Below are 24,368 nucleotides of genomic sequence, written 5' to 3'. Positions count from 1 at the left end.
CTGTGACTGGCCTTCGGAATTGTTGGAATCGACAATGATATCGGCTCTGGCACCACTACCGGGAGAACGTATGAGCGTGATGCTCAGAATCAGTGCAAAGATGAGATTGCCAAACTTGGTCTTTAAGCCAGTCGAATTCATCGGATGCGCCTTGTGTGAAATATTCACATCTAAAAATTCATCTGTGAAAAGTTGTATTCACTATTTTGTACAACCGATACTTTTGCAATTAATGGTTAATCAAATCTTTCGTTCCGTACCCTGAAGTTGTGTGCGGCCAATAAAATCGAATTGAAGCATTTGTTTCGGTAAATTGGCTTTTCGGATCCGTTCTGATGCGTTCCTAATCAAGGCAACTTCCCGACTTCAGCCATGCGATATGTTTGACCAATGAAGGAACGCCAGACCCGGAATAACTAGGTTCACGCCGGAAGCGTGCTCGGAATGCTCGCGTAGGATTTCGACTGAGAGAGTCTTTGAATTGTGGCCTGTTGTCAGTCTTTTCATGCGTGAGGCGCTTACACTCACTAGATCACATGGGGGTACGGCCTAGCGGAAAACCGGCAAAAACTGACCAGCTATCTATGGGAGATGTTGTGTTCGCAGGGGTATATGTGTCCGCGAAATATTGGTCGTTCTCTAGGTTGGCTCACACCGCATGCGTCCGGCGAATGGTCGTGCGTCGCAACAGTGGCTCGGGTTGTTAACGGACTGGTTTTCGATGCCGAAAAGGATGACCGGGCCCGCCCACCCGGCCATCCACGCTCCATTTAAGGAGCGGTTTTGGGGCCTCCTCTGCGATCCAGTCTTCCTGGATCGATTCCAAAACTTCTCCCTCAATCCACGCCACTCTGTTGGGGCCGAGTGGTACCCGTTTGGGAAATTGCCCGACCGCCTCCAGTCTGGCGATGTGCTGGGCCAAGAAGAGAACTAACTCCTTAAGCTGACGTTTCTAAAGTATCCTCATCACGATGCGTCCATGAAATGAAGAGCATGCCGATGTCCATGAGTTCGACAATCGGCCCCAGGGAGTTTGGCAACTTAACATGGTTGAGGCTGAGTCAGATGCATCTTTTGAGTGAGATGCAGTCGAGGTCGTCAAAGTCGTCTGGTGCTCAATCAACCGGCCTAACTGAGGCCAAATCACTTTTGACTGCAACTGAAGAACATCGTGTCAGACAATTTTTGCCAGGTTGGTTTCTGCACAGGCGGCCTGATCACCATTCATTCATTTCCATTCAAGAGACTAGCGGAAAGTGATGTTGGCAATCGGCAGCACCACAACACCAGCCTTCTTGAACTTCCGCACACTCACCGCCACACCACTTTACCCGGCACCCATTTCTGATTTTCTTCATCCATGATCACCGTTGCAAAGAAGCCAGTTCGGATTGTAGCGCCGAAGCCATTTTGTGAATCGACATAGGAAGTAGCCCCCCATACACAATCACCTATTCGTTCAACCTTCATACCCGGAAATTTGGCCGTGGACGGCGCTTTGAGGTTCATTTTGACCAGATCTTGGATTTTCACGACCGCCATGGAATTGATGTAGCGATTATCACACGAATAGGGAGCGTTATCCCCGCAACCGGAAAGAATCGCTGTCGCGCCTATTGCAGCCAGAGCAATCCTCATAGTCGACCTCCTTTCTCTCGTACTCAAACGATCAATTGAAACTACCGGTCGGCCTTATCGGATAAGTGTTAAGAGCCTCGATATTGCAACTATAAATTTGTAACTGTATTTGGATGAGTTGCAAGGTCAGCAAGGCCGTCGATCGCCTCCGCTAACCCTGCTCCGTTTGCGCGGGTACGTGCGCCCCTTGGAAGGAACAGACCATTGTAAAAAAAAAGATGGCCCGGCAGCTAGATTGGTAGCTAATTGCCGGGCCGATTTGGTGACTGGAGGTCAATCCCGGCACCAAAGCTGTGTAGTGGTTAGAAGCTGCGAGCCAGCTGCATCACGAACGTCCATTCGTCATCAATCAGCGGATCGCCACCGACAGTGGCGATGCCAGAGGAGCCAACGTCAACCTTGGTGTACTGAGCATCCGCGGTGAGCGAGAACTGATCAACCGGCGTCCACTTAAACCCGCCGGATACGGCCCAGGCATCGACCGACCCGCTGGCGTTCGTGGGGGTGTAAAGGTCGGCGAAGTATTGACCGTTGACGTAACCGGTCACTTCCGGCGTGAACTTGTGGCCATAGGCGGCGAGTACAGACCATTCCGGCGTCCAAGTCTGACCGGCATAGCCGAGCGTTGCGCCATAGGCCGTGTTGCCGGTGGCGTAGAAGCCCTGCACGATCAGGTTGCCAGCCGCACCAATATCGGCATTGAGGCCGAGCTTGACGCCGACTTCACTGGAGCCAGCGCCAGCAGCCGCACCACCAATGGCGTTCCAGACATCATCGTCAACGCCATTGTCCTGATCATAACCAACCACGCCAAAGACCGTGAAGCCACCGACGACACCGCCGAGGCGCCCGACCACATCCGGCATCCAACTGGTGCTGTCGGCGTCGTCCTCAAGCGAGACGGCGGCGAACCAGTTGGCTCCGGTGAACTGGTACTGCAGCATGTTACGCTGCTGGTAGCCGTAGCTGCCGTCGTAGATACCCTTGCCGCCAAAACCGGTGTCACCGCCATTGGTGGAGTAGACCCAGGCCGACTCGCTGTATCCGGCAAACAGACCGCCCAATTGCAGATAGCCCTGATCCATGCCGTAGGTGGCATCGGTGCCGGGCGTACCGTCGTTTTCCGCCTGAATACGCAGTTTGCTGTGCAGAACGCCGAACTCGGTATCGTTTTTGGCGTCCACCGTCAGGCGGGCACGGACTTTGGTGCTGTAGCTGTCACCGCCCGCATTGGAAAGGCTGAAGGTGCTTGTGGCGTCGTCATATTCGAGCGTGGTCTTTTCACCGGCGGCAATGACACGTAACCGCACTTCACCGCTTAGCTTGAGGCAGGTTTCGGAACCGGGGATATAGAAATAGCCCTCTCCGAAAGCATCGCATACCCGGACGTATTCAACGGGTTCCGGTTCCGCCGTCACGATGGCGTCGGCCGAGAGAGCCGGTGAAGCCACAACCACGGCGGCAGTGGCGAACAACAGGGATTTAAGGTGCATGAACTGATCTCCAACTGATGAAAGTGACAGTTGGCGAGCCGTCGAAATTGCAACAATATTATTCAATTTTGCACAAACGGCTCTGCTTAGCCCTTTGTTTGCTTGGCAAGGTCGGAACCCCGTGTTATCACATGGTCATCGGTTGGCTATCTGTCTGAAAAATCTCCATATTTCTAGGGGGACACACTATTGAATAATAGTGTTGCGCCTTGGCCACAACGGCTGCTAAGGGTGGTATATCGGTCAGTATAAAGCCAGTCAAAGAAAGAATAATGTTGCAAAACACGACCGCTTCCATGAATTCACGGATGCGTATTTATGATGAGCGCAACCAAAGGCTGTATATAAATGCACCCGAACGCCAACGCTTCTTGGTTGCGGCCAATAAAGCCAGACTACCGGTGCGGGCTTTTTGCTTGACGTTACTTTATACGGGCTGTCGGCTCTCTGAAGCACTTGAATTGACCACTACCTCCATTGATCCTGCGAGTGATCTGCTGTCTTTCCGGACACTCAAGAAACGCAACCGGCACCACATCAGGGAAGTTCCGATACCGCCGGAGCTGTCTGTTGTCCTCGCCAGTCTCAAAGAGCTGCGTGTTCCCATGAAAGAGCGGGAAAACTTCTACCCAATACCTTTGTGGACGTACAAACAAGGCCAGCCGCTTAACCGCATTACCGGCTATCGGTGGGTGAAGCGCGTTATGGACAAGGCGGACATCCATGGGGCGCAAGCCAGCCCCAAGGGTCTGCGCCACGGGTATGGTGTCCATGCGCTGCGCATGGGCATACCGCTCAATATGCTATCCAAGTGGATGGGCCACGCATCTATCGCCACCACCGCTATCTACGGCAACGCTGTTGGCTCGGAGGAGTTGGAGATCGCCGGGAGGATGTGGGGATGATTTTTTAATATGCAGGTTAAAATTGTAAATAAAACAAATGCCTACGTAAAATTGTTGCACACAGAGGTCTTCAATTCTATCATCAGGCCGTCCGTTGCCAAAGAAAACAAAATTACAGGGATCAAATAAACGGACTGGGAGGAGCAAATCGATGGCCTTTTTTGCCGGTATTTTGATCGGTCTGGTCGTTTTATTGACCATAAACACAATAAGCGCGAAGCAGAAAAAGAAAGATAAAATTAAACGGTACAAAAATATTACTGATCCAATTGATGTGCCGGTTGCAACAATTGCAAAAGACCTAGGGCCACTATTTGAAAAATACATCTCCGATGGTACGAAGATTGATATCGTCGGCGATGGATATTATGCGTACTCCACCAACGAGAAAATCTGGATGAAATGCCTAAGGGGTTGGTTATCGAGAGGTATTTCAATCAGTTACATACTTATTGAGGCTGACAAAGCTGCGCTAAGTGCACTGCATCCTTTGATGGCAGAGTATGGTGACAAGTTTTTGGTTTATGAACTCCGCAAAACTCATGCTGATGAGAAAATAGGAAAAATAGCTGATCTGTTTTTTACTATGCACCCTGTCCTAATATCCACGGATTTAGGACAAGGAATGTGGTTGGAAAAATATCATCCTCGTCATTCGTGCCATGCATACAACAACCGATTTGTGCCGCCCGGAAAGCTAGCGGATGGTGACCTGGATATGCATACGAAATTCAAAGAGTACTTGGAGTATGCAAAAAGAATTGTTGCTCCACTTCGAGTTGATGCAACCGATTCAATCGATGTACTACGCAACGTAGCATGATAGCTTACTAGGGGGGGGACTTAAGTGACTGCGATTTTTGGGGTTGCGGCGCTAATTGCGCTTGCGACGGCTATAAGCATTCTCACCGTGGCAGCGTTCACATGCACACGACAAATGGCAGATGAGCTATTTGAAAAAGAAATCAAAACCGTTCCAATAGATTTGGATGGAAACGTAGTATTACAAGAGCAATTTATACATGATAGTGATAAAGCGCAACAAGCGCGAGAGACAATTGAAAAACTTCCAACATCTTTGCGAAAATTTTACTTTATACCATGTTCTGGTGTTTTGTTAGTTGTTGCAATAGTTTTTAATATTAAATTTGATATAGAAAACGGCACGTTTTCGACATTTGGAGATATTCCCTTAGATTTTGCTATATTTATTGGCGAATCTCTTTATCATATATTTTTGTTAACTATTGGTGTTTATCTAATTTATACATCTATTATTATATATTATATAATTCGAGTTGCTGATCCTTTCTTTCAAACTTTCGATAAGAGAAAAATTACATAAAGAAAATTTTTTTATTGAGGGTTTGATAAGTAATCATCATTAGACTCCTTGCCATTCTCCGGAGCGCGCTCAGCCTGAGCGCGCTCCGGTAGATGGGAAGGAGTCATCCATGTTTGACCATTTGGATAAAGGCGAGAAGATATTTTATGGCACAATGGCGCTCTGCGGGGCCAGTGGTTACATCTTTGGCGTGAACGCACTTGGTACTGGCGTTATCATAGGTGTCATATTTGCTATTTGGTCTTTGAGGTAAGCTTACAAAGTCAATCAGAAGGCCCTCTGCAAATGCAAGGGCCTTTTCCGTTTTTGTGCCATTTTGCTAGCAAAAAACAGCTATCAGATTCTCCCATCGCCTCTCGTGGTTCATGCAAATATTGGTTCTAGCGATTCCGAAATTAAATAATATTTCAAGGCGCTCAGGCCAGCCCCAAGAGATTGCGCCACGGGTATGGTGTCCATGCGCTGCGCATGGGCATACCGCTCAATATGCTATCCAAGTGGATGGGCCACGCATCTATCGCTACCACCGCTATCTACGGCAACGCTGTTGGCTCGGAGGAGTTGGAGATCGCCGGGAGGATGTGGGGTGAGGGGTGGCGTGCTGGTCAGTCACTTCAGGAGTAGCGTATGTCGACGTTTGTGGTAGCTGTGTGTTGATGCGTCCATAGCTTCCGTTGTTGAAAAGCTGTCTCGACTGTGCTACCTGCCAGCCTCCTTGCGCCGATTGGGGCATTGGAGAGACTAAAAAGTGACTAAGAAAAATCACATAAGCCAACAAAGTCACTTAAATCAATAGGTTGGGTGTGTAGCTCAGTTGGTAGAGCAGCTGACTCTTAATCAGCGGGTCCGGGGTTCGAGCCCCCGCTCACCCACCAGATTTTCCAAGATATGCGTTTTTCCTGCATAATGGTTGCAGAGGCTATTTTGCGGGGCCGGCGGCGTTGCCGAACCGGCCTGAGCGTTTGCGCAAACCATGCGGGGGCAGCATGATCGATGCACATCATCACATCTGGCGGCAAGAAGATTTGCCCTGGCTTATGGGGCCGGAGCAGCCGCGCATTTTCGGTCCCTATGCGGCGATCAGGCGCGACTATCCGATCGACGAATATCGCGCCGATCTGAGCGGAACGGGCATCAAGAAATCGGTCTATGTGCAGGCCAATTGGGCGCCTGACCGGTTTGCCGACGAGGTGGCGTGGGTACAGTCCGTCGCCGATGAACACGGCTGGCCGCACGCCATCGTCGGCTTTGCGGATTTCACGGTCGAGGATGTGCGGCCCCAGCTTGATCGGCTGACGGATTATCCGCTCATGCGGGGCATCCGCCAGCAATTGCACTGGCATGAAAATCCGCTCTACCGGTTTGCCGCGCGCGCCGACCTGCCGGCCGATTCTGTCGTGCAGCGCAATGTTGCGCGGCTTGCCGACTACGGATGGAGTTTTGATCTTCAGGTGTTCAGCGGGCAGATGGCCGATGCGGCGCAACTTGCCGAAGCCTGTCCCGATGTGACCTTCATCCTGCAGCACGCCGGCATGCTGGAAGATATGAGCGAGGCCGGCTGGAGCCGCTGGCGCACAGGGATGAAGCGGCTCGCGACCTGTTCGAATGTGGTCACCAAACTGTCGGCGTTCGGTACGTTCATTCACCGAAACGACCACGACTTCATCGAGAAGATGATCGTCGAGACCGAGACACTCTTCGGCGCCGAGCGCTGCCTGTTCGGATCCAACTTTCCGATTGAAAAAATCTGGACCGACTACCACGCGCTTTTCAAGGCGTTCCGGGAGGGGGCGGCCGGTCTTTCGGAAGCCAGGCAAAAGGCCATCTTCAACGACACGGCCGAGCGCGTGTATCGCCTTTAGATAACGATTGGTAATGACAGTGGCAGTTTGCCGATCCGGAATAAGTTCTACTCTGGAGAATTATCTTCGCAATCTGCCTTACAACGGAAACACCACCAGTATAACCGGCACGGAGACGGCCACCACCACGACCTCCAGCGGCAGGCCGGTGCGCCAGTAGTCGCCGAACTTGTAGCCGCCGGGGCCCATGATGAGCGTGTTGTTCTTGTGGCCGATCGGGGTGAGGAAAGCGCAGGAGGCGGCGACTGCAACAGCCATCAGGAAGCCGTCGGGATTGGCGTTGAGCCGTGACGCGATGTCGACGGCGATGGGCGCGCCGATAATGGCGGTTGCCGTATTGTTCAGTATGTCGGACAGGGTCATGACGACCACCATCAGTATGGTCAGCACGACCCAGGCGGGCAGGCCCGCCGAAAGATCGACGATGGCGGCGGCGATCAGTTCGGTGCCGCCGGCGTTTTCCAGCGCCACGCCCAGCGGGATCATGCTGCCGAGCAGCACCACGACCGGCCATTCGATATGGTCGTAGACGCTGCGGATCGGCACGATGTCGAGAATGACATAAAGGGCGACGACAATGGCCAGCGCCGTCGCGAGGTAAAGCAGGCCGAAGGCGGATATGGCGATGGCCGCCGCGAACACACCGACCGCCAGCCATGCCTTGCGGTGCTGCGTGACATTGAGGCCGCGTTCGGCGAGCGGCAGGACGCCCAGCCAGCTGACGACATCCTGCAGCCGGTCTTCAGGGCCGAGTAGCAGCAGGATATCGCCGGCGCGCACCGTCTCGTGGCGCACGCGCTTGGCGAAGCGCTTGCCGGTCCTTGAAATGCCGAGCAGGGTAATGCCGCGGCGGGCGCGCAGGCGCATGGAAATGGCCGAGCGGCCCGCAATGCGCGCCTCGCGCGGCACCACCACTTCCATCAGCGACAGGTCGCCGGCGGCCTCCGACCTCGAGGGCTTCTCACCGAAGAACTCAAGGCCGAGCGATCCGCGGAAGCCGTCGATGTCCTCGGCATTGGCCTCGACGATCAGCATGTCCTTGGCACGCAGCACGACGGTCGATGAGAAACCGCCCAGCCGCTTGCCGTTCCTGATCACGCCGAGAATGGCGACATCGTCCTCGTCGCCGACGGGGTAGAGATCGCGCACCTCCTGGCCGATCGCCTTGGAGCCTTCCGGAACAACGAGTTCGGCAAGGTAGCCCTCGAGCGTCTGCAGATTTTCCGCCGGCGCGTCGTCGCCGTCTCCCTTGGGGATCAGCCGCCAGCCGATCAGGGCGACAAAGGCAATGCCGACAATGGCGACCGTGCCGCCGACGGGCGAGAAATCGAACATGCCGAAGGGTTCGCCAAGCGCGCGTTCGCGAAAGGAGGCGATGATGATGTTGGGCGGCGTTCCGATCAGCGTGACCATGCCGCCGAGGATCGTCGCGAAGGAAAGCGGCATCAGCGTGCGGCGGATCGGCCGGCCGGCTTTCCTGGCGGCCTGCAGGTCGACGGGCATCAAGAGCGCCATCGCCGCGACATTGTTCATGAAGGCCGACAGAACGGCGCCGACGCCGCTCATCACCGCGATATGGGAGGCCGTGCGCCGGCCGGCATCGATCAGGCGTCGGGTGATGATGTCGATGGCGCCGGAATTGAGCAGCCCGCGCGAGACGACAAGCACCAGCGCGACAATGATCGTCGCCGGATGGCCGAAGCCCGAAAAGGCCTGATCGGTGGGAACGAGCCCGAGCACCAGCGCGACCAGCAGGGCGCTGAAGGCCACCAGGTCGTAGCGCCAGCGGCCCCAGAAGAGCATGACGAACACGGCGGCGAAGAGCACGAACAGCTCGATTTGTGCAATGCTCATATGCCGGCCCCCGCATCCCTCTATCGCCAGATGGCTGTGCCTCATCGTTAGCAGCTTCGGGAGCGGAAACAAGCGCGGTGATGAGGTTGAGCAGATCCTTCACCAGGCGGTCCGGCGGCCCGTTTGAAACATCGCAGTATCGTTTGCGCCGCGTGTGAAAGTACTTCAACGGGAATTTGAAAATCGCACTGTGTGCATCCGGTAAGGTGTTCCCGGGAGTGATTCTTGCACAGTCGAATAGCTGTGAACGCGCGGGCGCCGGCCGGGCCGGCTGTTTGTTTTATGCCCATTTGCGCGGGGCGTCGGGACCGAGGGGAGTTGGTTCGGCAGTCCTGATACGCATTTTCAGCCATTGGACGCATGCAGCGCGCAGCACCGTTTCGCACTGCCCGCAGGGATCTTTGTATCTGGCCAACAATGGGAGGAATTGCCATGGCTGATGCCCACACGGGACTGGGGACCCCGGAACAGCTTCGAGACCCGAACTACACGCCGCCGCTTTTCAAGGCGATCCCGCTCGGCATTCAACACGTGCTGGCGATGTTCGTCTCCAATGTGACGCCGGCGATCATTGTTGCCGGTGCCGCCGGCTTCGGCTTCGGCTCGAACTCGCCGGATTTCCCGGAACTGCTTTACCTGATCCAGATGTCGATGCTGTTTGCCGGTCTCGCGACCTTGCTGCAGACCATCACCATCGGACCGATCGGGGCGGCCCTGCCGGTGGTGCAGGGCACGAGCTTTGCCTTCCTGCCCATCATGATCCCGATCGTCGCCGGCAAGGGCGTTGACGGCCTTGCCGCGCTGTTCGGCGGCGTCCTGATCGGCGGCCTGTTCCATGCGCTTCTGGGCACGGTGATCGGCAAGGTCCGTTTTGCGCTGCCGCCGCTCGTGACCGGGCTTGTGGTCATGATGATCGGGCTGGCGCTGGTCAAGGTCGGCATCCAGTATGCCGCGGGCGGCGTTCCGGCGATCAGCCAGCCGGAATATGGCAGCCTGCTCAACTGGTCCGCGGCGCTTGTCGTTGTCGTCGTGACGCTTGGGCTGAAATTCTACGCGCGCGGCATGCTCGCCGTTTCGGCAGTGCTGCTCGGCATCATCGCCGGCTATGTCTACGCGCTGCTGGTCGGCATCATCTCCACCGACGCCATCGCGGCCAGCTGGAGCAATGCGGCGGCCTTTGCCCTGCCGCAGCCGTTCAAATACGGGTTCGAGTTTTCCATCGCCGCCGTCATCGGCTTCTGCCTTATGGCGTTCGTATCGGCTGTCGAGACCGTCGGCGATGTTTCGGGCATCACCAAGGGTGGTGCGGGGCGCGAGGCGACCGACCATGAGATCCGCGGCGCCACCTATGCCGATGGTGTCGGATCCGCCGTTGCCGGCATCTTCGGCGGCCTGCCCAACACATCCTTCAGCCAGAATGTCGGGCTGATCGCCATGACGGGCGTGATGAGCCGTCATGTGGTGACCTTCGGCGCGATCTTCCTGATCGTCTGCGGCCTGATACCGAAGGTCGGCGCGGTCATCCGCACGGTGCCCATCGAGGTTCTCGGCGGCGGTGTCATCGTCATGTTTGGCATGGTGGTCGCGGCTGGCATCTCGATGCTGTCCGACGTGCACTGGAACCGCCGCAACATGGTGATCTTCGCCATTTCATTGTCGATCGGCCTCGGGCTTCAGCTCGATCCGATGGCCGTCCAGTACACGCATGAGACCGTGCGCATACTGCTGACGTCCGGCCTGCTGCCGGCGGCGCTGATCGCCATCGTTCTCAACCTGATCCTGCCGGAGGAACTGGCCGATGAATCGGTCGAGGAAGTCTCTGGCGGCCTGTCCGGCCATATGCAGGGATCGATCCCCAAGCCGGACGAAAGCTGACAAAACAAGGGCCCCGCCGTTGCCGGCGGGGCTCGTTCCACAAAGCGCTCATCGCTGTTTGTTCAGCGGTTGTGCGCCGTCACGGTCCGATACCCTTGCAATCCGGGTTTCTGATGACTGGCAATCTAATTTGCGCCGGTCGGATTCAGTTTCTCGAATACCGACTCCACAGCATTGATCTCGGCCTGGCTACTCGTCCGCTTGGCGATCTCCAGAGAGGAGAACAGGATTGAATTCGCCTGATCGCTGAGTCCGCGCAGATGGAGCGCTTCCGCGTATCGTGTAAGGGTGCCGTTCATGCGCAGATACATTTCATTGCGTTTGGTTATTGTGAGATTTCGCGACAGCAATTCGCCGGCCAATGTCGTTTCGCCATCCGCTAGGAGCAGCTCGGCGCGCACGTGATCGACATCGACCCGCAATGACGGCATCTCCATTATGTCGGCATAGTCACCGACCATCTTCAACTCCACCATTACCTGCGTGACTTCGGGTCGCCTGCCATCGGCGACAGACGCAGCTATGTCCGCCCGGATCATTGAAAGACGTACGCGTTTGTGAACATCCTCATGTCCGCCGGCTTCAGCAAATGCCAACGCGCTGCGGAAGTTGCTCTTGGCCTTGTCGAAATCGCCTTGCGCGCGCTCGATGTCGCCGGCATGGCGATAGAAGATGGCGCAGGCGCGCGTATCTCCATAAATATCCAGGACACGGATTGCCCTTTCGTAGTGCCGACGGGCGCTGTCGATATTGCCCATCAGATGATCCACCAGCCCCAGATATCCATGAGCGATGTGCCAGACCCTGCCTTTGCGCTGTGATTTTTGCTCTTCGCTGCCGCAAATCGCGGTCAGCCGCGAGCGTGCGGCCGTCAGCCTGCCGCGCTCGAGCTGCGCGATTGCGAGATTCAGCGAAATGCGGTTGTGCTGCGCACCGCCATCCATTTGGCCCTCGATGCGGCGGTTGATGGTAATCGCCTGGCGGAGCAGGGATACCGCATCCGACAAATTGCCCTGTACGAGATTGACCACACCGCATTCATTGTAGAGCCAGACGACTTCATCAGCGTAGAATGCATTGATGTGTGCGAACTCGGTGCTGTACGGGTCATAATCCCTCAGCGGCTTGTCGGAACTCCGATCAAGAAGTTCGTAGGCTTTGCGGATGAGCCAACGAACCTGAACGCGGTATTCTTCGAAGTAACCGCGACGCGAAACATCATGCTCGCCAAGATAGCTGTAGTCTTCAAACCTGGAAACCACGGCAATGGAAAACGAGCTGCGCACAACGCCCAGCGCCGCTCTCAGTGCCTGTATCTGTGTGTTGAGCGGCGTTTTTGCGTAGTGCCAGTTTTCAGGGCCAGGCATTGCGGCACGGTGATCGGGATATTGCGACAGGTTGGCGAGCAAGGAGCCAAGGAACGTATAAGCCTCATGGTTGAGACGCGGTAGGTCGCTGGGCATGGAGGCGAACAGCGATGGTGCATAGCTGTTGAAGTGAGCGGCATCCCGCGGACCGCTGCCCATTTTTCGTGTCACGTGGGCCTGCATGAGTCGGTGAAGTGCGTAACGGTAGGTTGTTTCGGGATTGTTTTCGGGGCCGTAATACTGTTCCTTTTTGCGATGTTTCCCCCTTCGCTTCAGCATATTGTACCGGTTTATCAGCCGGGGATGCGGCCTGAGCCGAAAAACAAGGCCGCGCTCGGCCAGTTCCGTCAGCGCTTCGTTGATGCGCTCGATGCGAAGCCGATCGTTGCCGACATAGATATTCTCGAAATAGTGGCGTATCTCCGGCACCTGTGCCAGCACGTCGGCGCTGCACGGCCCCACCATGACACCGAGATGACGCAAGAGGCACAGGTGCAGCCTGATGTCGTCCGACGGATGGCCAACACGGTCAAACGCTTCATAGGCGTCCAGAACATCGGACAAGACGACTTCTTCGCGTTTCTCGGCGCTGACCGTTTTGACATGGTCGACGGTATTGCGGATAAACGCTTCCGCTGCCTCACAAGCCTCGCCGAGAGTATCCTGGCTCAAGGCTATGCGCTGGGCACAGGCCAGCAATATTGTCAGGCAATAACGATTGTTGGCAAGCAATGCGCGGATATCGCGCCATTCGCGAAGCGCCCGACTTGGCTTCTGGCTGACTTTGTTCTCAACCCGATATCGCTTGAGCAAAAGCTCTCGCGCAGATTTCAGATCATGCTGAACTCCAGCGGCAAATAAATCCGTGTAATCCTGTCCAAGATCCGATTTGCAATCGTCCTGCCATTTCCAGAACTGTTCGGCAATTTCGTCGTCCTTTCTAGAAGACAATTGCCTGTAGCTTTCCGCGGGGTCTGGCGTCTTAAACACATCCTCCCGATCTGTTTTATCGAAACGAAACGCGCCTATGCCCTTTTTGAGAACGTCCTCGATCATCGGCTCTTCTTCGACCGCGTTCTCTTTCACGAATCCGAAGAACAAAACGACCGCGAGCGGAAAAAAGTTGTCCACCAGAAGGCGCTCCGGCTTGACCGTGCGCATAAAGTGCACATAGGCGATTTCTCCCGCATGATGGGGCCGCTGCGGAGATGTTCCGGGCTTTGTCTCGGGAATTTGTTGCTCCAGGGCGCCTCTTGCACTTTCAGGCTGAGGCTCCGGCATCATGCCGGCGAAATCGAGGTTTATCCGATCCATGCGGCGGCAGATGTTCTGCAGGCCCCGCGGATTGATGTCGGGGCGCATCGTTGGGACGAACAGCAGGGGATGACCCTGCTCTGGACCTTCATTTGAATTTTCGTTGACCGCAGCTCTGTATTTTTCAAGAAAGGGTGTGGATGGCGCCAGAGTTTCGGAAACCGTTCGTTCGCCCGTTACCAGCACAACATCGATCGGCCAGTCCCGGCTTTTCTCGCCGACCAGCAAATTCAGCACCTGTTCGATTTCACGGTTTTTTACAAGCCCGCCGGGATAATGAAGAAGTTCGGTTGCGCTTATGCAAACGAGTAGGCGAACATTCCGCCGATGCTTTCCCGCGCGCTCGGCGAACAGGCGAAACGCGGCTTCCAGGCGTCGAATACGAGAAATGCCTTCCTGCGCGACCTGCTTTTCCTTGACCCTTCTCGTTATGTCCTCGTCAAGATCTTGTCCCGGCCTGGCACCTGAGATTGCCCACGCATCTTTCTCCGCTAGCATCGCAGCATACCAGACCGAGCCTTCGAGCATGTCGAAGGTCGAGGCGACTTCGCTGGAAAAGCTGAGATTAATGAAGCTTGCCGTTGCATAGATCGGGGAGTTGCCACCGGTGACCGCACCGGGCCAGTTCGCTTCGATATAGGCCTGCATTCCCCTGTTGGTCGAAAGCGTCGACTGGAATATTCCCTTGCCGGATCCTCGATGCGCTGCAATGACATGCAACCGTCGAGCCCTATCCTTTCCGCTCAGAACCGCATCCTGGTCTTGACGCATCCGGCTCCAGGTGGCGTTTATGAACGTGTCAAACGGCAGAACGCCGGTTACCGGCAAGTTGCTGTAGGCGCTTCTCTCGCTCGGTTCTACGGTACCGTCCTGATCTTTGTGTCTCGTTATGGTGTTATCGAGCTCGTGCCGAATGAAGCGGTTTGGCAGGTGTATGTCACCGCGTTGGCTGTGAGTCGGCAAAATCGGTCGCGGATGATCCTCCTTCATTCTGAACTGCGGAACGCGAACCGGCGGACCGGCCTGCCACAGGTGCCACCAGTCCTTCCGCTCGCGTTCCAGTTCCTCAAGGGAAATGCACATGGATGCGGTCAGGATTGATGACGTTACCCCGTCAATCGCGATTTTCATTGCTTCGATATCGCGTTTTTTGTCCTCGACGCTTTTACCGGAGGTTCCGCGGATCGCTATCCTCAGCAACTCGGGTATGAATTCGAGTTCAAAATCGATTGATTCTCGGTGGCGTTCAGCATGCGTTTCGAATAATTCGTTTGATACATCCTTTTTGGATTTTAGCTGCTCGCAAATAAAGGCACATTTAGTAAACTTGGTGTTTTTTACTATGTATTGCGCGTTTTTCTTTTTGCGATCTAGTCCATCGAATATTAAATCAAGCGCATTTTGATAAGATGTTTCACCATTTTCATTTCGAATTTCACATTTTCCAACTGATTTATCAATGCGATTGAATATTTCATTGCTGCTTAAGCGCCTTCTTTTGGTTTCTTTGTTGACGTCTGAAATAGCTTTCAGCAATTTCATTATGCGGTGCAGCCAATCGATTTTTTTATATTTTTCTCCGTCTTTGACCCATGCATCTCCATAGAAAATTGTATGCGCGCCATAGCGAACGTATCTGAGGGATGCGTGCTGCGCGCGCTTCTCCTTGCTGTCCATGCCAGGCGACAGCGCGATTGCGGTCCGGCCCAACTGACGGTCACGATTGGACATGAATTCCCGGAAGGGGCGCATCAAATCGGCCTCATTCATGCCGAGGCCGATGAAGAGCAGAGGGTTGGCCGAGAATGCGACCCGAATGCTCTCATTGACCGTGTCCCGGTTTTTGTCGTTGCGCAGGTACAGGTCCATGTAGTTGCGTTCGGTGATGACCAGATTCGAATCCCTTGTCGCCCTGCCATGCAAATGAAAAACAGCGGCATCGGCATTGTCCTGGTCCACGGAAAAGGCGACAAGTTCGCTTGCCTGCCTGGGTTCGAAAGCGTCGTCCTTCAAAAAACCGCCCAGTTGGTCGGTCGGGTAGTTTTTCTGGTTCTGGCGTCGGATTTCCTGTGGCTCGACGCTGGTGTCACGCTTCTTATCTGAAAAATGCTGGTACCCGCGGTCGCGAAAATAGCGCTCGATTTCCAGATCGTAGTTTGTGGTCAGGTAGTGCCGGATGCCGAGCGTCAGCGCACATTTCGCGAGAGGGTCGAGCTCATCGTCAATCAGACTCCTCCGCGATTCAAACTCTTGTTGTTTGATGCTGTGTTCGTCTTCGCGCTCGTCCAAGCCCGCGCCCTCGTCTTGCTCGTCGGGTAGTGGCGATTTGCTGAACTCGTCTTTGATGAATTTCTCACCTTTGTCGGTGCCGCTCATCAGTTTCAATATGAGCGCAAGGGTAAACCGGTGCGTGGGAGAAATGAACCTGCGCTCGAGGCCGCCAGCCGTTTTCGTTTTGTTTTCCTTGGCGGAATTTCCGATGATTTCAATTGCGGTTCGCCAAGGGCCTGCAAAAAACTCGTCTAGAGTGGCTTTCTCGTTTAACTGAAGTCTCTTCAGGAAATAGTTGGTTCTGAAGTAGGCGAGGGACCAAAATCGGCTCGGATCTTCCCTTATTCCCCTGATATTCCGCCTAAGGTTTGAACCACTGTTACCCGCTCCGTACTCTCGAATATATTGCAGGAAATCGGCTATCTCCGGAGGGTGTTTGCCATCAGCCCTTGTGAGGCCCACTTCCAATATTCCCTCAGCGTGGGCGCATTCGTCCACGAGCAAACGTTTTGCGAAGTCTTCCACTGACAGGCTGGTTGCAGGATCATCGATCGCGGAGACCAAGTCCCTTAGCGCGCGCTTGTATTTCCTTTTTAGGCGCAGGTAATTTTTGCGTCGTCTGGCCGACATGCCCCTTACAATTGTTCTTGCATTTTCGCTCACTCGATCCAAAATTCTGGAGATATCTATCGGTGCCCTTGCGTGAGGCAGACGTGGATTGAAACCGCATAGGTGCCAATCACCCTCCGCAAGTTTCCAGTTTCCATCCTTGCCTTTCTCGATAAACAATTCGGATGCATCAAGAAGCATCTCTTGCAATTTTGACGCGACTTCGAATACCACTTGCATTTCAGTCTGCAGAAATGGATCTTCCTCACCCGACATGCGATCCATTGTATAGCTGATCCTGTTCAGCTCTTTTCTGAAGTAATTTATTTCCCAGCAGCGTGTATTTATATAGTTTTCAATTATTTTTAATTCACTTTTGTCAAAAATATCTCTAGAATTTTCCAGTTTTATTATATTTAAGTGCCGTTCAATAAATAATTCAGATGCTTTGGCACATGTTTTGTATGCTTTGCTGAGTTTCTTGATATTCTTTGATTGCTTCGCCAGCCATTCCGACCAGGACAGCCGCCCGTAGGCGATGGGCACGCCTGATCCGACAAAGGCGACCAGGTTGCGTCTGTTCAAGGCTTGAAAGAGAAGCTGTTTGGCACGTCCCTCGATCCGCTCGACGTCCAAAGTTTCGTCTATGGAATGAACAGAATACGGCCACTGCTGCAACTCGTACTCGCGCAGTTCATGCGCGTTTCTCCAGGTTCTATCCAACTGTTACCCCTCCCCAGAGTATTGAGTTCAGGGTATACGCAACCGAAAATTGTTACAACTGTGAACTACTTTGACTAATGCATGTGCGTTAGTTGCTTGAAGCGTTTCGGATCAGTGTGCAGCCGCAATTGATTTGGCTCCGGTAAATCTGAAACCGAAAACCGAACCGTCCATTTGCCCTTCGAGGACATTCGCACGATCTGCTCGATCGAACGGGCGCTGTGAACATATTCTTCGCACGTCAGAAATGCGTGCAGGAGATTGTCGGCGATCGCGGCTTCACCATCCGGCCCGATGATGCCCGGCATCAGCTCTTCAATGAAGGTTCGCAACAAGATGGCTCTTCGCAAAGGGTACAGGTCTCCGGCTGCGTCAAGGGTTCCGATATCGATATATCCTCTGAGCCGTGAGCTGAAATCCGGAATCTTGAGGTCTTCGTCCGACGGGCCGGACGTTAACGACGAACCGGCATCGTTGTCTCTGTCATGTTTGCTCGGTGAGTAGAATTCGGCGTAATTTCTTGAGGTGCCGCCGGCGAATACGAATATGCCTCTGCCGATCGGGTGTACCCGTGCGCCCTGCCTGAATTTCCCGTCCTGCATGGGCGCTAGAAAACTTGCGACAAGCGATTTTCCCTGGCTGTCGAATTCGTCAAAGAAACAGAGCGGTGTTTCCCCGGCCAGGTTGTAGTCCCTGATTTCATGAAAGTACCCTGGCAGGTCAGACTGCTGGGCTTCGGACAGGTTGAATTCGCGGATGGGAACTTCGTGCTTGTCCACCAGTTGCTTGACACCGAAGGACTTGCCGGATCCCGGTGCACCAAAAACGGCGATGGACAGGGGTTTCGTGTCCTTCGCATTGTCCAGATATTGGCTGATCAGACGGCTGATGGCGCGATAGGCCTCCACTTCCGACCTGTCGACCACGATAAGATCTCCGAAGCGACCCACAGGATATCGATCAAGTATCTTCTTTCCCTCCAGGACGACGCGTTTTGCTAATTGTGGAATACCCAATTCCGCGGTCATCTGGTGGATCAACGCCCGCTTGTCGTAGCAACGGCTCTCCTTCAGGAGTGGTTCGAGCACAATACTTCGATAGTTGCCCTTTTTTGGCTGTCTCTCGAGCTTGGGACCTTTCAGTTCTCCAGCCGTGGCATCCTTGCTTTTTCCTGCCATTTTGAGGGTCATCGTCTTTTCGGCATAGCTGCGCGCACCGCGAAGGGCGTTAAGGCAGGCATTCGCCACCTGTTCGTGACCAGACACTTTTTCGGCGATCAGGGCGGATGTCATGTGGGCGAGAAAACAGTTCATCTTGCCGATCAGTGTTCCCTCATTGCGCTGTTCGACCGCGCCCTCATGCAATGTCGGATCGAAAATCAGCGTCCTGCGAACACCAGTTTTATAGGATCCAATGCAGATTGCTCCTTCCACATCGAACTGGACGACAAGTTGGCAACCTGTATCCAGTATGGACTGAATACCCGGATTGCCGTTGATTGCACTGTCGATGTCGTCCACGACCGCATCCCATGAGAGGCAGTGGTTCAGTTCGATACCGTATTCCCTCAAATCCTGGGCGCCGAGTATCAGAACCGCGTTTGCCGGGCGCAGCTTGTCCATTTCTTTCCAGACCGCGCCGCTCAGCAGGGGCTGGTGCATCTTTATGATCACAGGTTTTTCAGGGCGTTTTGCCGCGCGGGAGAGCGCTTTTTTTACAAGCGCAGCACATTCCTTCCGCAACTGGTCTCCCGCATCGTTGATAATCACCGCATCATAATCGGCCAGATCATCAAATTTGCCATCAAGCTCGAACTGTTTGGGAATGCCCTCCGGCAGGAGGCCGAAACCTCTATTTGGTGCGCTTCCTTTGGCTGCGGCAAAGGTCACAATGTCCTGATATCCGTCCAGACTTGCAATGCGGACCTTGTTCTGCCGGGGCCCGATGGGTTCGTCAGTCTTGACGATCCTGCCGTCTTTGCTTTCCACGTATCGGAGGGTTGCAAGGGACGCCAGACGCGTGACGGCCTTTTTCCCCGTGCTTATCCGCGTCGGTCCGCAGATGTCGGCCTCAATGCCAAGATCATCGAGGAAACTTTGCGCCATGTGCACGCCGCCGGGCAGCATCCAGCTTCGCCATTGCCTGTGCCGTTGCCAATCGGGCCGCTCCGCGTTCTTCTTGTTTGGCGGTTTCGGTGCATCGTGCAGAATGAAGCAGTCAATACTCGTATCACCCAGAAGCAGTACTTTTCGTCCCACCATAGAAAAAAAACCTCCACTCGCACCCTGAATACAACATAAGGGTGCACTTTAGAAATCGACTGAACCATTGCTATTAGGCCTTCAGCAATAACAAGGGCCGATTTCCGATGTTTGGGTTGCAAAGGCCGGAAACAATGGCGCTCTTCTCGTACGTAGTATTTTCCCGCAGATGGAGTTTTCACAGACAGGCACCACGGCGTTGAAACCGATGCAATTCCGTTGCATTTTTGTGATGCTACTGGGTTAGGGCTGCTGGATGTGACGAGCCATGCGGCTGAAATGGCACGACGCTTTCGTCAGCGGGTCAAGGGAGACAAATATGGCGCCGGAGCGCGACGAAGAGAATATGGACTGGCTGGAGGCAGAACTCGCCGACACACTGGACGAGGACTATGAGCTGGAAATGTCGGAACCGGCTCTGTCGCTGGAAATTCGCCGCATTTACAGGCAGATGCATCCGCCGACCATTCCGCGCGCCCAGTATTTCCGCCAGCTTCTGACGCTGCAATCGGAGCTCATCAAGCTGCAGGACTGGGTCGAGCACACGAAGTCGAAAATCGTTGTCATCTTCGAGGGGCGCGATTCGGCCGGGAAGGGCGGTGTCATCAAGCGTATAACGCAGCGTCTCAACCCGCGTATCGCGCGTGTCGTGGCCCTGCCGGCGCCGAACGACCGTGAAAAGACGCAATGGTATTTCCAGCGCTATGTGCCGCATTTGCCGGCCGGCGGCGAGATCGTTCTGTTCGACCGTTCCTGGTACAACCGCGCCGGTGTCGAACGGGTGATGGGTTTCTCCACGGAAGATCAGGTCGAGCAGTTCTTCCGTGACGTTCCGGAATTCGAACGCATGCTCGTGCGGTCCGGCATCATCCTCATCAAATACTGGTTCTCGATCACGGATGAGGAGCAGCAGCTTCGCTTCCTCATGCGCATCCACGACCCGCTCAAACAGTGGAAGCTCAGCCCCATGGACCTGCAGTCACGGGTGCGCTGGGAGGACTACACCAAGGCAAAGGAGGAGATGTTCGCGCGTACGAACATTCCCGAAGCCCCCTGGTACATCGTCGAGGGCAACGACAAGAAGCGGGCACGGCTGAACTGCATGGACCACTTCCTGCAGCAGATTCCCTACACGGATGTCGACCATGAGGACGTTTCGCTCCCGGATCGGGTTTTCAATCCCGACTACGAGCGAAAGGTGCTACCGCACGAGCTATACGTGCCGCAGAAATACTGAGCGGAAATTCGCCGGATACCGGCCGGTTAAGCACCCGGAAGACGCTGGGCGCCTTCCGGAGCATGCGCTAACGGTAGTGGCAGCGCGTGGTGTAGACCTGCCCACGAGAGTTGCGGTACTGGCAGCGGCCGTCCGCGGTTTCCGCGAGATAGGTTCCGAAGCCGCCGATCAGTGCGCCGACGACTGCACCGCCGGCGCTGCGCGTGACCGCGCCGCCGACGACAGCGCCCACTCCAGCACCGGTCGCGGTCTTTTCAGTGGTCGTGCACGCCGTCAGTGTTGCGGCAGCAAGAACCGCAATGACCAAAGCTCTCATCTTTTCATCCTTCTGATGCCGGATATTCACGCTGTCCCGTTGCCGTGGTGCGCAACCGGCTTTGCACCGAAACTCGGGCTGCGGTCTCTTGGAGAGACCGGAAAAAGTCACGATCGTCGGGAACGGCCTGTCGCGTGTACAGGCCGCTCTCGGATCTTTTTCTAGAGCCAGTGGCAGCGGGCCGTGTAGACCTGTCCCCTGGAGTTGCGGTACTGGCACATTCCGTCGCCGGTTTCGGCGAGATAGGTGCCGAAGCCGCCAATCAGTGCGCCTACAACCGCGCCGCCGGCGCTGCCGGAGACTGCGCCACCCACGGCGGCACCAATGCCCGCACCGCTTGCCGTCTTCTCGGCGGTTGTGCAAGCCGTCAACGTCGCGGCTGCCAGAACCGCAATTACCAAAGCCCTCATCGAATTACTCCTGTGTTTGCCGTCCCCAAAGTCCGTTGCTTTCGCACCGGCGTGTTGTTACCGCTTTGCCAGTTGCCGTTCTTGTGTTCACAACGGCGCCGCGCAGGCAGTATCGAAACTCCCGTTCCCAAGGTCAAGTCGTCAAGACGATACAAAGAAGAGTATTGCCAACGACTTGTGTCACAATAACACAGTAGGGTCGATTAAACTGTGGACAGTATTGACTGGTCGGGCGTCAAATTCGATTGCTCTCGTCTCCGAGCATGCGGAGGCTCGCCGCAAGTCCGTCGACGCTGATCGTGTATTTGACGGGCCGGTCCAGCGGGTCATGCACGGTTGCGCTGGCGCGGTCGGCCTGCAAAAGCGCCTCGACGAATTTGTCGTCAAGTTCGGTTGCCGATTCACAATAGCGGTCCACGCAGGACGAATAGGGCAGGGTTAGCGGTTTTTCGTCGCCCGCCTCGAACACGATGCCCCGGTCGACACGCACGCCGGTGGCGGTTTGCCAGGTCGAGCGGAACCCGCCGCCGGGCTCCATGGCAATCTGCCAGGAAAAGCGCACATTGCCGTCGCCCTCGGCCACCTGATGGGTGATCGAGCAGTCGGACCGTTTGCGCGCTTCCTCGTCGCAATTGTAGCGCCAGTGGCCGATGGTGATGCCGGAGGCCGGCGGAATCGGGCTCTGGCGGCGCGGTTTCGATTGGGGCTTGTCGCCCTCGGCGGACGGGAAGGTGACGGCCCGATGGGTGAACAGATCCTCGATCACCTCGGTTTTTGCCCAGGCGGCGCGAAGGCCTTCCGGCATTTGCTCGACCAGGCTGTTCAGCCTGTCGTTGGGCGCGATATATGCGGTGACAGCGGCGCCCAAGGCGACCGCGACGATAAAAATGATGATCGGAAGGCGCATGGCAATTCTTCGGGCTCGGTCAAAAACCGCAGCGTCGAAATGAACGGCGGCAATTTGATGGCCGCCGCGCCGCTTGTGACCGGTTGTTAAGCCGGCGTTACATTAAGTGATCGCGGAGAGCGTTTTTCCTGTGCGCGGGGTCCGGGCAACAAAAAGGCGGGCCCCGCGGAGCCCGCCTTCCTATCGGATGTTTGCGGCGATCAGTTGCCGAAATGGAAATTCAGCGTCGCCTTGACCGCGTGGATGTCGTGACTGATGCTTGCCGGGTCGTTGCCACCGAAAACCGACATGTTGTAGTTTTGCGACTGCAGGTCGATGTAGTTGTACTCGGCGCCGAACGACCAGTTCTGGCCCGGCTTGTAGAGAACACCGCCGCCGACAGTCCAGCCATTGTGCCAGTTCGAGTCGCTGGCGCCGAAGCCGAACAGGGCGGTGCCCGTCGCTTCGGCATGTGCACCGGCGTAACCGCCTTGTGCAAAAATCAGCCATTTGTCGTAGGCATAGCCGGCCCGCAGTTGCGCGAGGGCAAGGAAATCGATTTCCGTCTGCCAGGTATCAAATGCCGGAAATGCGGGTGATGCGATGGTGTCATCCAGATCGGCATATGATGCCGAGATGTCGACACCGAACACGAGGTCACCATTCTGATGCAGGTAGCCGACCTGTCCACCGCCGATGAATCCATCGGGTGACGTCGAGCCGCCCGTAACAGGCGGATTGCTCCAGAATGAACCGGGCTGGAAGCTCCAGTCGCTGTTACCCCATCCATAACCAGCGTGAAGGCCCGCATAGAAACCGGTCCAGTTGCTTGGCGGCGGCGGCGCCGGTGCGACAACCACCTCTTCCACGATAACGTCTGCTGCCTGTGCACTAACCAACAGCATAAGCGAGGCTGCGGCTGCGCCGAAAACTGTGCGAATACTCATAACGATGATCCTGCCCCAATAAATCGTTCAACAGAAACAATTATTAATAGAAAGTTAATCTTATTGAAACGATGAGAATTGACATGAGGGCAAGATGCATACCATCTGTGGTTAATATATCACATATACTTAACCTGCTTAAGATCTTGAGAAGCGGCGTTTTTCGGCGTTTGCCGAGTCTGTTCTGGCGGTACGGTCGGCAATATTTTCGGTTAGCAACGACAGCTATGCCGTCCCTTGATGCATGGCGGATCTACTGCGCCGGATTCAAGATGCCGGCATTTTGCAGGCGCCGCCGAAGCAGTCCTCGAAAACGTGCACCCAGCCATTGTTGTAGTGACCGCGCGTTTCTTCGCCGGCTTCGCCAAGCACATCCCAGTTGCGATGTTCGAGCGTAACCTGCGTCTGTTCGGGGGACAGTTCCTCGAAACGGATTTCAACCTCGGTCGCCCGGTCGACCGGCTCGGCCACATGCCACGAAAAGCAGAGCACCTTTCCCGGCTCGTAAACCTTGATTGAACCCCAGTGCAGTTCCTCGCCGTCCGGGGAGGTTTCGATGATGCGGCCACCGACGCCCGGCTCAATCGTCACGGATTTCGCCGCATTGCCGGTGCGGCCCGCGGTCAGCGAATGCTTGTCGAGCGGCCACCAGTCGGCGGTGCGCTCGGCAAAAACCGAAAAGGCGGTCTGCGGGTCGCAGGGAACGACAATCAGTTTCCGGATCGGCTCAACCATTCTCTTCTCCCAGTGTCTTGCTTACTTCTTGCGCATAGGCGGCGAGAACATCATCCCAGAAGCCGTCCAGATAGGCGCGCAGTTCGGCGAGCCCTTCGCGGCGAATGCGGTAGTAACGCGCGGTTCCCTGCGGCCGGGCGACGACAAGGCCGGCTTCCTGCAGTGCCTTCAGATGCTGGGAAACCGCCGGGCGGCTGATCGGTTGCCGTTGGGCAATGTCAGATACCGTGCGCGGCCGATCCCGCAGCGTTTCAAAAATGCGCCGGCGCGACGGGTCGGCAAGCGCTGTCAAGGCTGTTTCGTAAGTCACAGCTTACCGT

The 24,368-nt window shown here is 55.4% G+C and carries 20 protein-coding genes and 1 tRNA gene; 9 read left to right on the top strand and 12 right to left on the bottom strand.

The features are described 5' to 3' along the window. Positions 1 to 703: 703 nt before the first annotated feature. The 3 genes from OOZ53_RS26515 to OOZ53_RS05290 form a co-directional block, all read right to left on the bottom strand. A complete protein-coding gene (locus tag OOZ53_RS26515; protein WP_425499110.1) occupies positions 704 to 922 on the bottom strand; it encodes an AlpA family phage regulatory protein in 219 nt (72 codons plus the stop codon). Between the two features lie 389 nt (positions 923 to 1,311). Next, a complete protein-coding gene (locus OOZ53_RS05295; protein WP_271088282.1) occupies positions 1,312 to 1,638 on the bottom strand; it encodes a hypothetical protein in 327 nt (108 codons plus the stop codon). A 302-nt stretch (positions 1,639 to 1,940) separates the two neighbouring features. After that, positions 1,941 to 3,131 carry a porin gene (locus OOZ53_RS05290; RefSeq protein ID WP_271088281.1) on the bottom strand — a complete coding sequence of 397 codons (1,191 nt, stop codon included), beginning with the start codon at positions 3,129 to 3,131 and terminating at the stop codon, positions 1,941 to 1,943. Positions 3,132 to 3,403: 272 nt separating this feature from the next. On the opposite strand from OOZ53_RS05290, the gene OOZ53_RS05285 reads away from it, so the two are divergent. From OOZ53_RS05285 to OOZ53_RS05260, 7 genes are all read left to right on the top strand, one after another. After that, positions 3,404 to 4,036: a tyrosine-type recombinase/integrase gene (locus tag OOZ53_RS05285; RefSeq protein WP_271088280.1), complete on the top strand. Its 633-nt coding sequence runs from the start codon at positions 3,404 to 3,406 to the stop codon at positions 4,034 to 4,036. 151 nt (positions 4,037 to 4,187) lie between these two features. Then, positions 4,188 to 4,859: a hypothetical protein gene (locus OOZ53_RS05280; protein ID WP_271088279.1), complete on the top strand. Its 672-nt coding sequence runs from the start codon at positions 4,188 to 4,190 to the stop codon at positions 4,857 to 4,859. A gap of 24 nt (positions 4,860 to 4,883) precedes the next feature. Further along, positions 4,884 to 5,381: a hypothetical protein gene (locus OOZ53_RS05275; protein WP_271088278.1), complete on the top strand. Its 498-nt coding sequence runs from the start codon at positions 4,884 to 4,886 to the stop codon at positions 5,379 to 5,381. A 109-nt stretch (positions 5,382 to 5,490) separates the two neighbouring features. Beyond that, positions 5,491 to 5,634 (top strand): hypothetical protein, encoded by a 144-nt coding sequence (locus tag OOZ53_RS05270; protein WP_271088277.1) that lies wholly within the window; start codon positions 5,491 to 5,493, stop codon positions 5,632 to 5,634. A 146-nt stretch (positions 5,635 to 5,780) separates the two neighbouring features. Next, complete coding sequence (locus tag OOZ53_RS26490) at positions 5,781 to 6,005, top strand: tyrosine-type recombinase/integrase (RefSeq protein ID WP_425499112.1); 225 nt, start codon at positions 5,781 to 5,783, stop codon at positions 6,003 to 6,005. Between the two features lie 175 nt (positions 6,006 to 6,180). Continuing rightward, positions 6,181 to 6,256: transfer RNA gene (locus OOZ53_RS05265), tRNA-Lys, on the top strand. Between the two features lie 111 nt (positions 6,257 to 6,367). Next, on the top strand, positions 6,368 to 7,243 hold the full coding sequence (locus OOZ53_RS05260; RefSeq protein ID WP_271088276.1) for an amidohydrolase family protein: 876 nt from the start codon (positions 6,368 to 6,370) through the stop codon (positions 7,241 to 7,243). A gap of 78 nt (positions 7,244 to 7,321) precedes the next feature. Here the strand turns inward: OOZ53_RS05260 and OOZ53_RS05255 are convergent, their stop codons facing one another. After that, entirely contained in the window at positions 7,322 to 9,097 is a 1,776-nt protein-coding gene (locus tag OOZ53_RS05255) for an SLC13 family permease (RefSeq protein WP_271088275.1), read from the bottom strand. Between the two features lie 432 nt (positions 9,098 to 9,529). Between OOZ53_RS05255 and OOZ53_RS05250 the strand changes: the two genes are divergently transcribed. Beyond that, complete coding sequence (locus OOZ53_RS05250; protein ID WP_271088274.1) at positions 9,530 to 10,972, top strand: uracil-xanthine permease family protein; 1,443 nt, start codon at positions 9,530 to 9,532, stop codon at positions 10,970 to 10,972. A gap of 125 nt (positions 10,973 to 11,097) precedes the next feature. Here OOZ53_RS05250 and OOZ53_RS05245 read toward each other — a convergent pair whose 3' ends face one another. Together OOZ53_RS05245 and OOZ53_RS05240 are read right to left on the bottom strand one after the other, a co-directional pair. Further along, positions 11,098 to 17,256 carry an SIR2 family protein gene (locus OOZ53_RS05245; RefSeq protein WP_271088273.1) on the bottom strand — a complete coding sequence of 2,053 codons (6,159 nt, stop codon included), beginning with the start codon at positions 17,254 to 17,256 and terminating at the stop codon, positions 11,098 to 11,100. A 74-nt stretch (positions 17,257 to 17,330) separates the two neighbouring features. Next, positions 17,331 to 19,517 (bottom strand): hypothetical protein, encoded by a 2,187-nt coding sequence (locus tag OOZ53_RS05240; RefSeq protein WP_271088272.1) that lies wholly within the window; start codon positions 19,515 to 19,517, stop codon positions 17,331 to 17,333. Between the two features lie 319 nt (positions 19,518 to 19,836). Between OOZ53_RS05240 and ppk2 the strand changes: the two genes are divergently transcribed. Beyond that, entirely contained in the window at positions 19,837 to 20,754 is a 918-nt protein-coding gene (ppk2, locus tag OOZ53_RS05235; RefSeq protein ID WP_271088271.1) for a polyphosphate kinase 2, read from the top strand. A gap of 67 nt (positions 20,755 to 20,821) precedes the next feature. On the opposite strand, the gene OOZ53_RS05230 is transcribed toward ppk2, so the two are convergent. From OOZ53_RS05230 to OOZ53_RS05205, 6 genes are all read right to left on the bottom strand, one after another. Beyond that, positions 20,822 to 21,070: a hypothetical protein gene (locus OOZ53_RS05230; protein ID WP_271088270.1), complete on the bottom strand. Its 249-nt coding sequence runs from the start codon at positions 21,068 to 21,070 to the stop codon at positions 20,822 to 20,824. 161 nt (positions 21,071 to 21,231) lie between these two features. Further along, complete coding sequence (locus OOZ53_RS05225) at positions 21,232 to 21,480, bottom strand: hypothetical protein (RefSeq protein WP_271088269.1); 249 nt, start codon at positions 21,478 to 21,480, stop codon at positions 21,232 to 21,234. A gap of 235 nt (positions 21,481 to 21,715) precedes the next feature. Next, on the bottom strand, positions 21,716 to 22,387 hold the full coding sequence (locus tag OOZ53_RS05220) for an invasion associated locus B family protein (RefSeq protein WP_271088268.1): 672 nt from the start codon (positions 22,385 to 22,387) through the stop codon (positions 21,716 to 21,718). 200 nt (positions 22,388 to 22,587) lie between these two features. Then, positions 22,588 to 23,313: an outer membrane protein gene (locus OOZ53_RS05215; protein WP_271088267.1), complete on the bottom strand. Its 726-nt coding sequence runs from the start codon at positions 23,311 to 23,313 to the stop codon at positions 22,588 to 22,590. 267 nt (positions 23,314 to 23,580) lie between these two features. Continuing rightward, positions 23,581 to 24,048 carry an SRPBCC family protein gene (locus OOZ53_RS05210; RefSeq protein WP_271088266.1) on the bottom strand — a complete coding sequence of 156 codons (468 nt, stop codon included), beginning with the start codon at positions 24,046 to 24,048 and terminating at the stop codon, positions 23,581 to 23,583. Beyond that, entirely contained in the window at positions 24,041 to 24,340 is a 300-nt protein-coding gene (locus OOZ53_RS05205; RefSeq protein ID WP_333780585.1) for an ArsR/SmtB family transcription factor, read from the bottom strand. Before OOZ53_RS05205 ends, OOZ53_RS05210 begins: the two co-directional genes overlap by 8 nt. Positions 24,341 to 24,368 lie beyond the last annotated feature (28 nt).

The sequence above is a fragment of the Allohoeflea poritis genome (genome assembly GCF_027889715.1).
GTDB lineage: Bacteria > Pseudomonadota > Alphaproteobacteria > Rhizobiales > Rhizobiaceae > Hoeflea_A > Hoeflea_A poritis.
The sequence above is the reverse complement of the archived record's forward strand: the minus strand, read 5'-3'. Positions and strand labels throughout refer to the sequence as shown.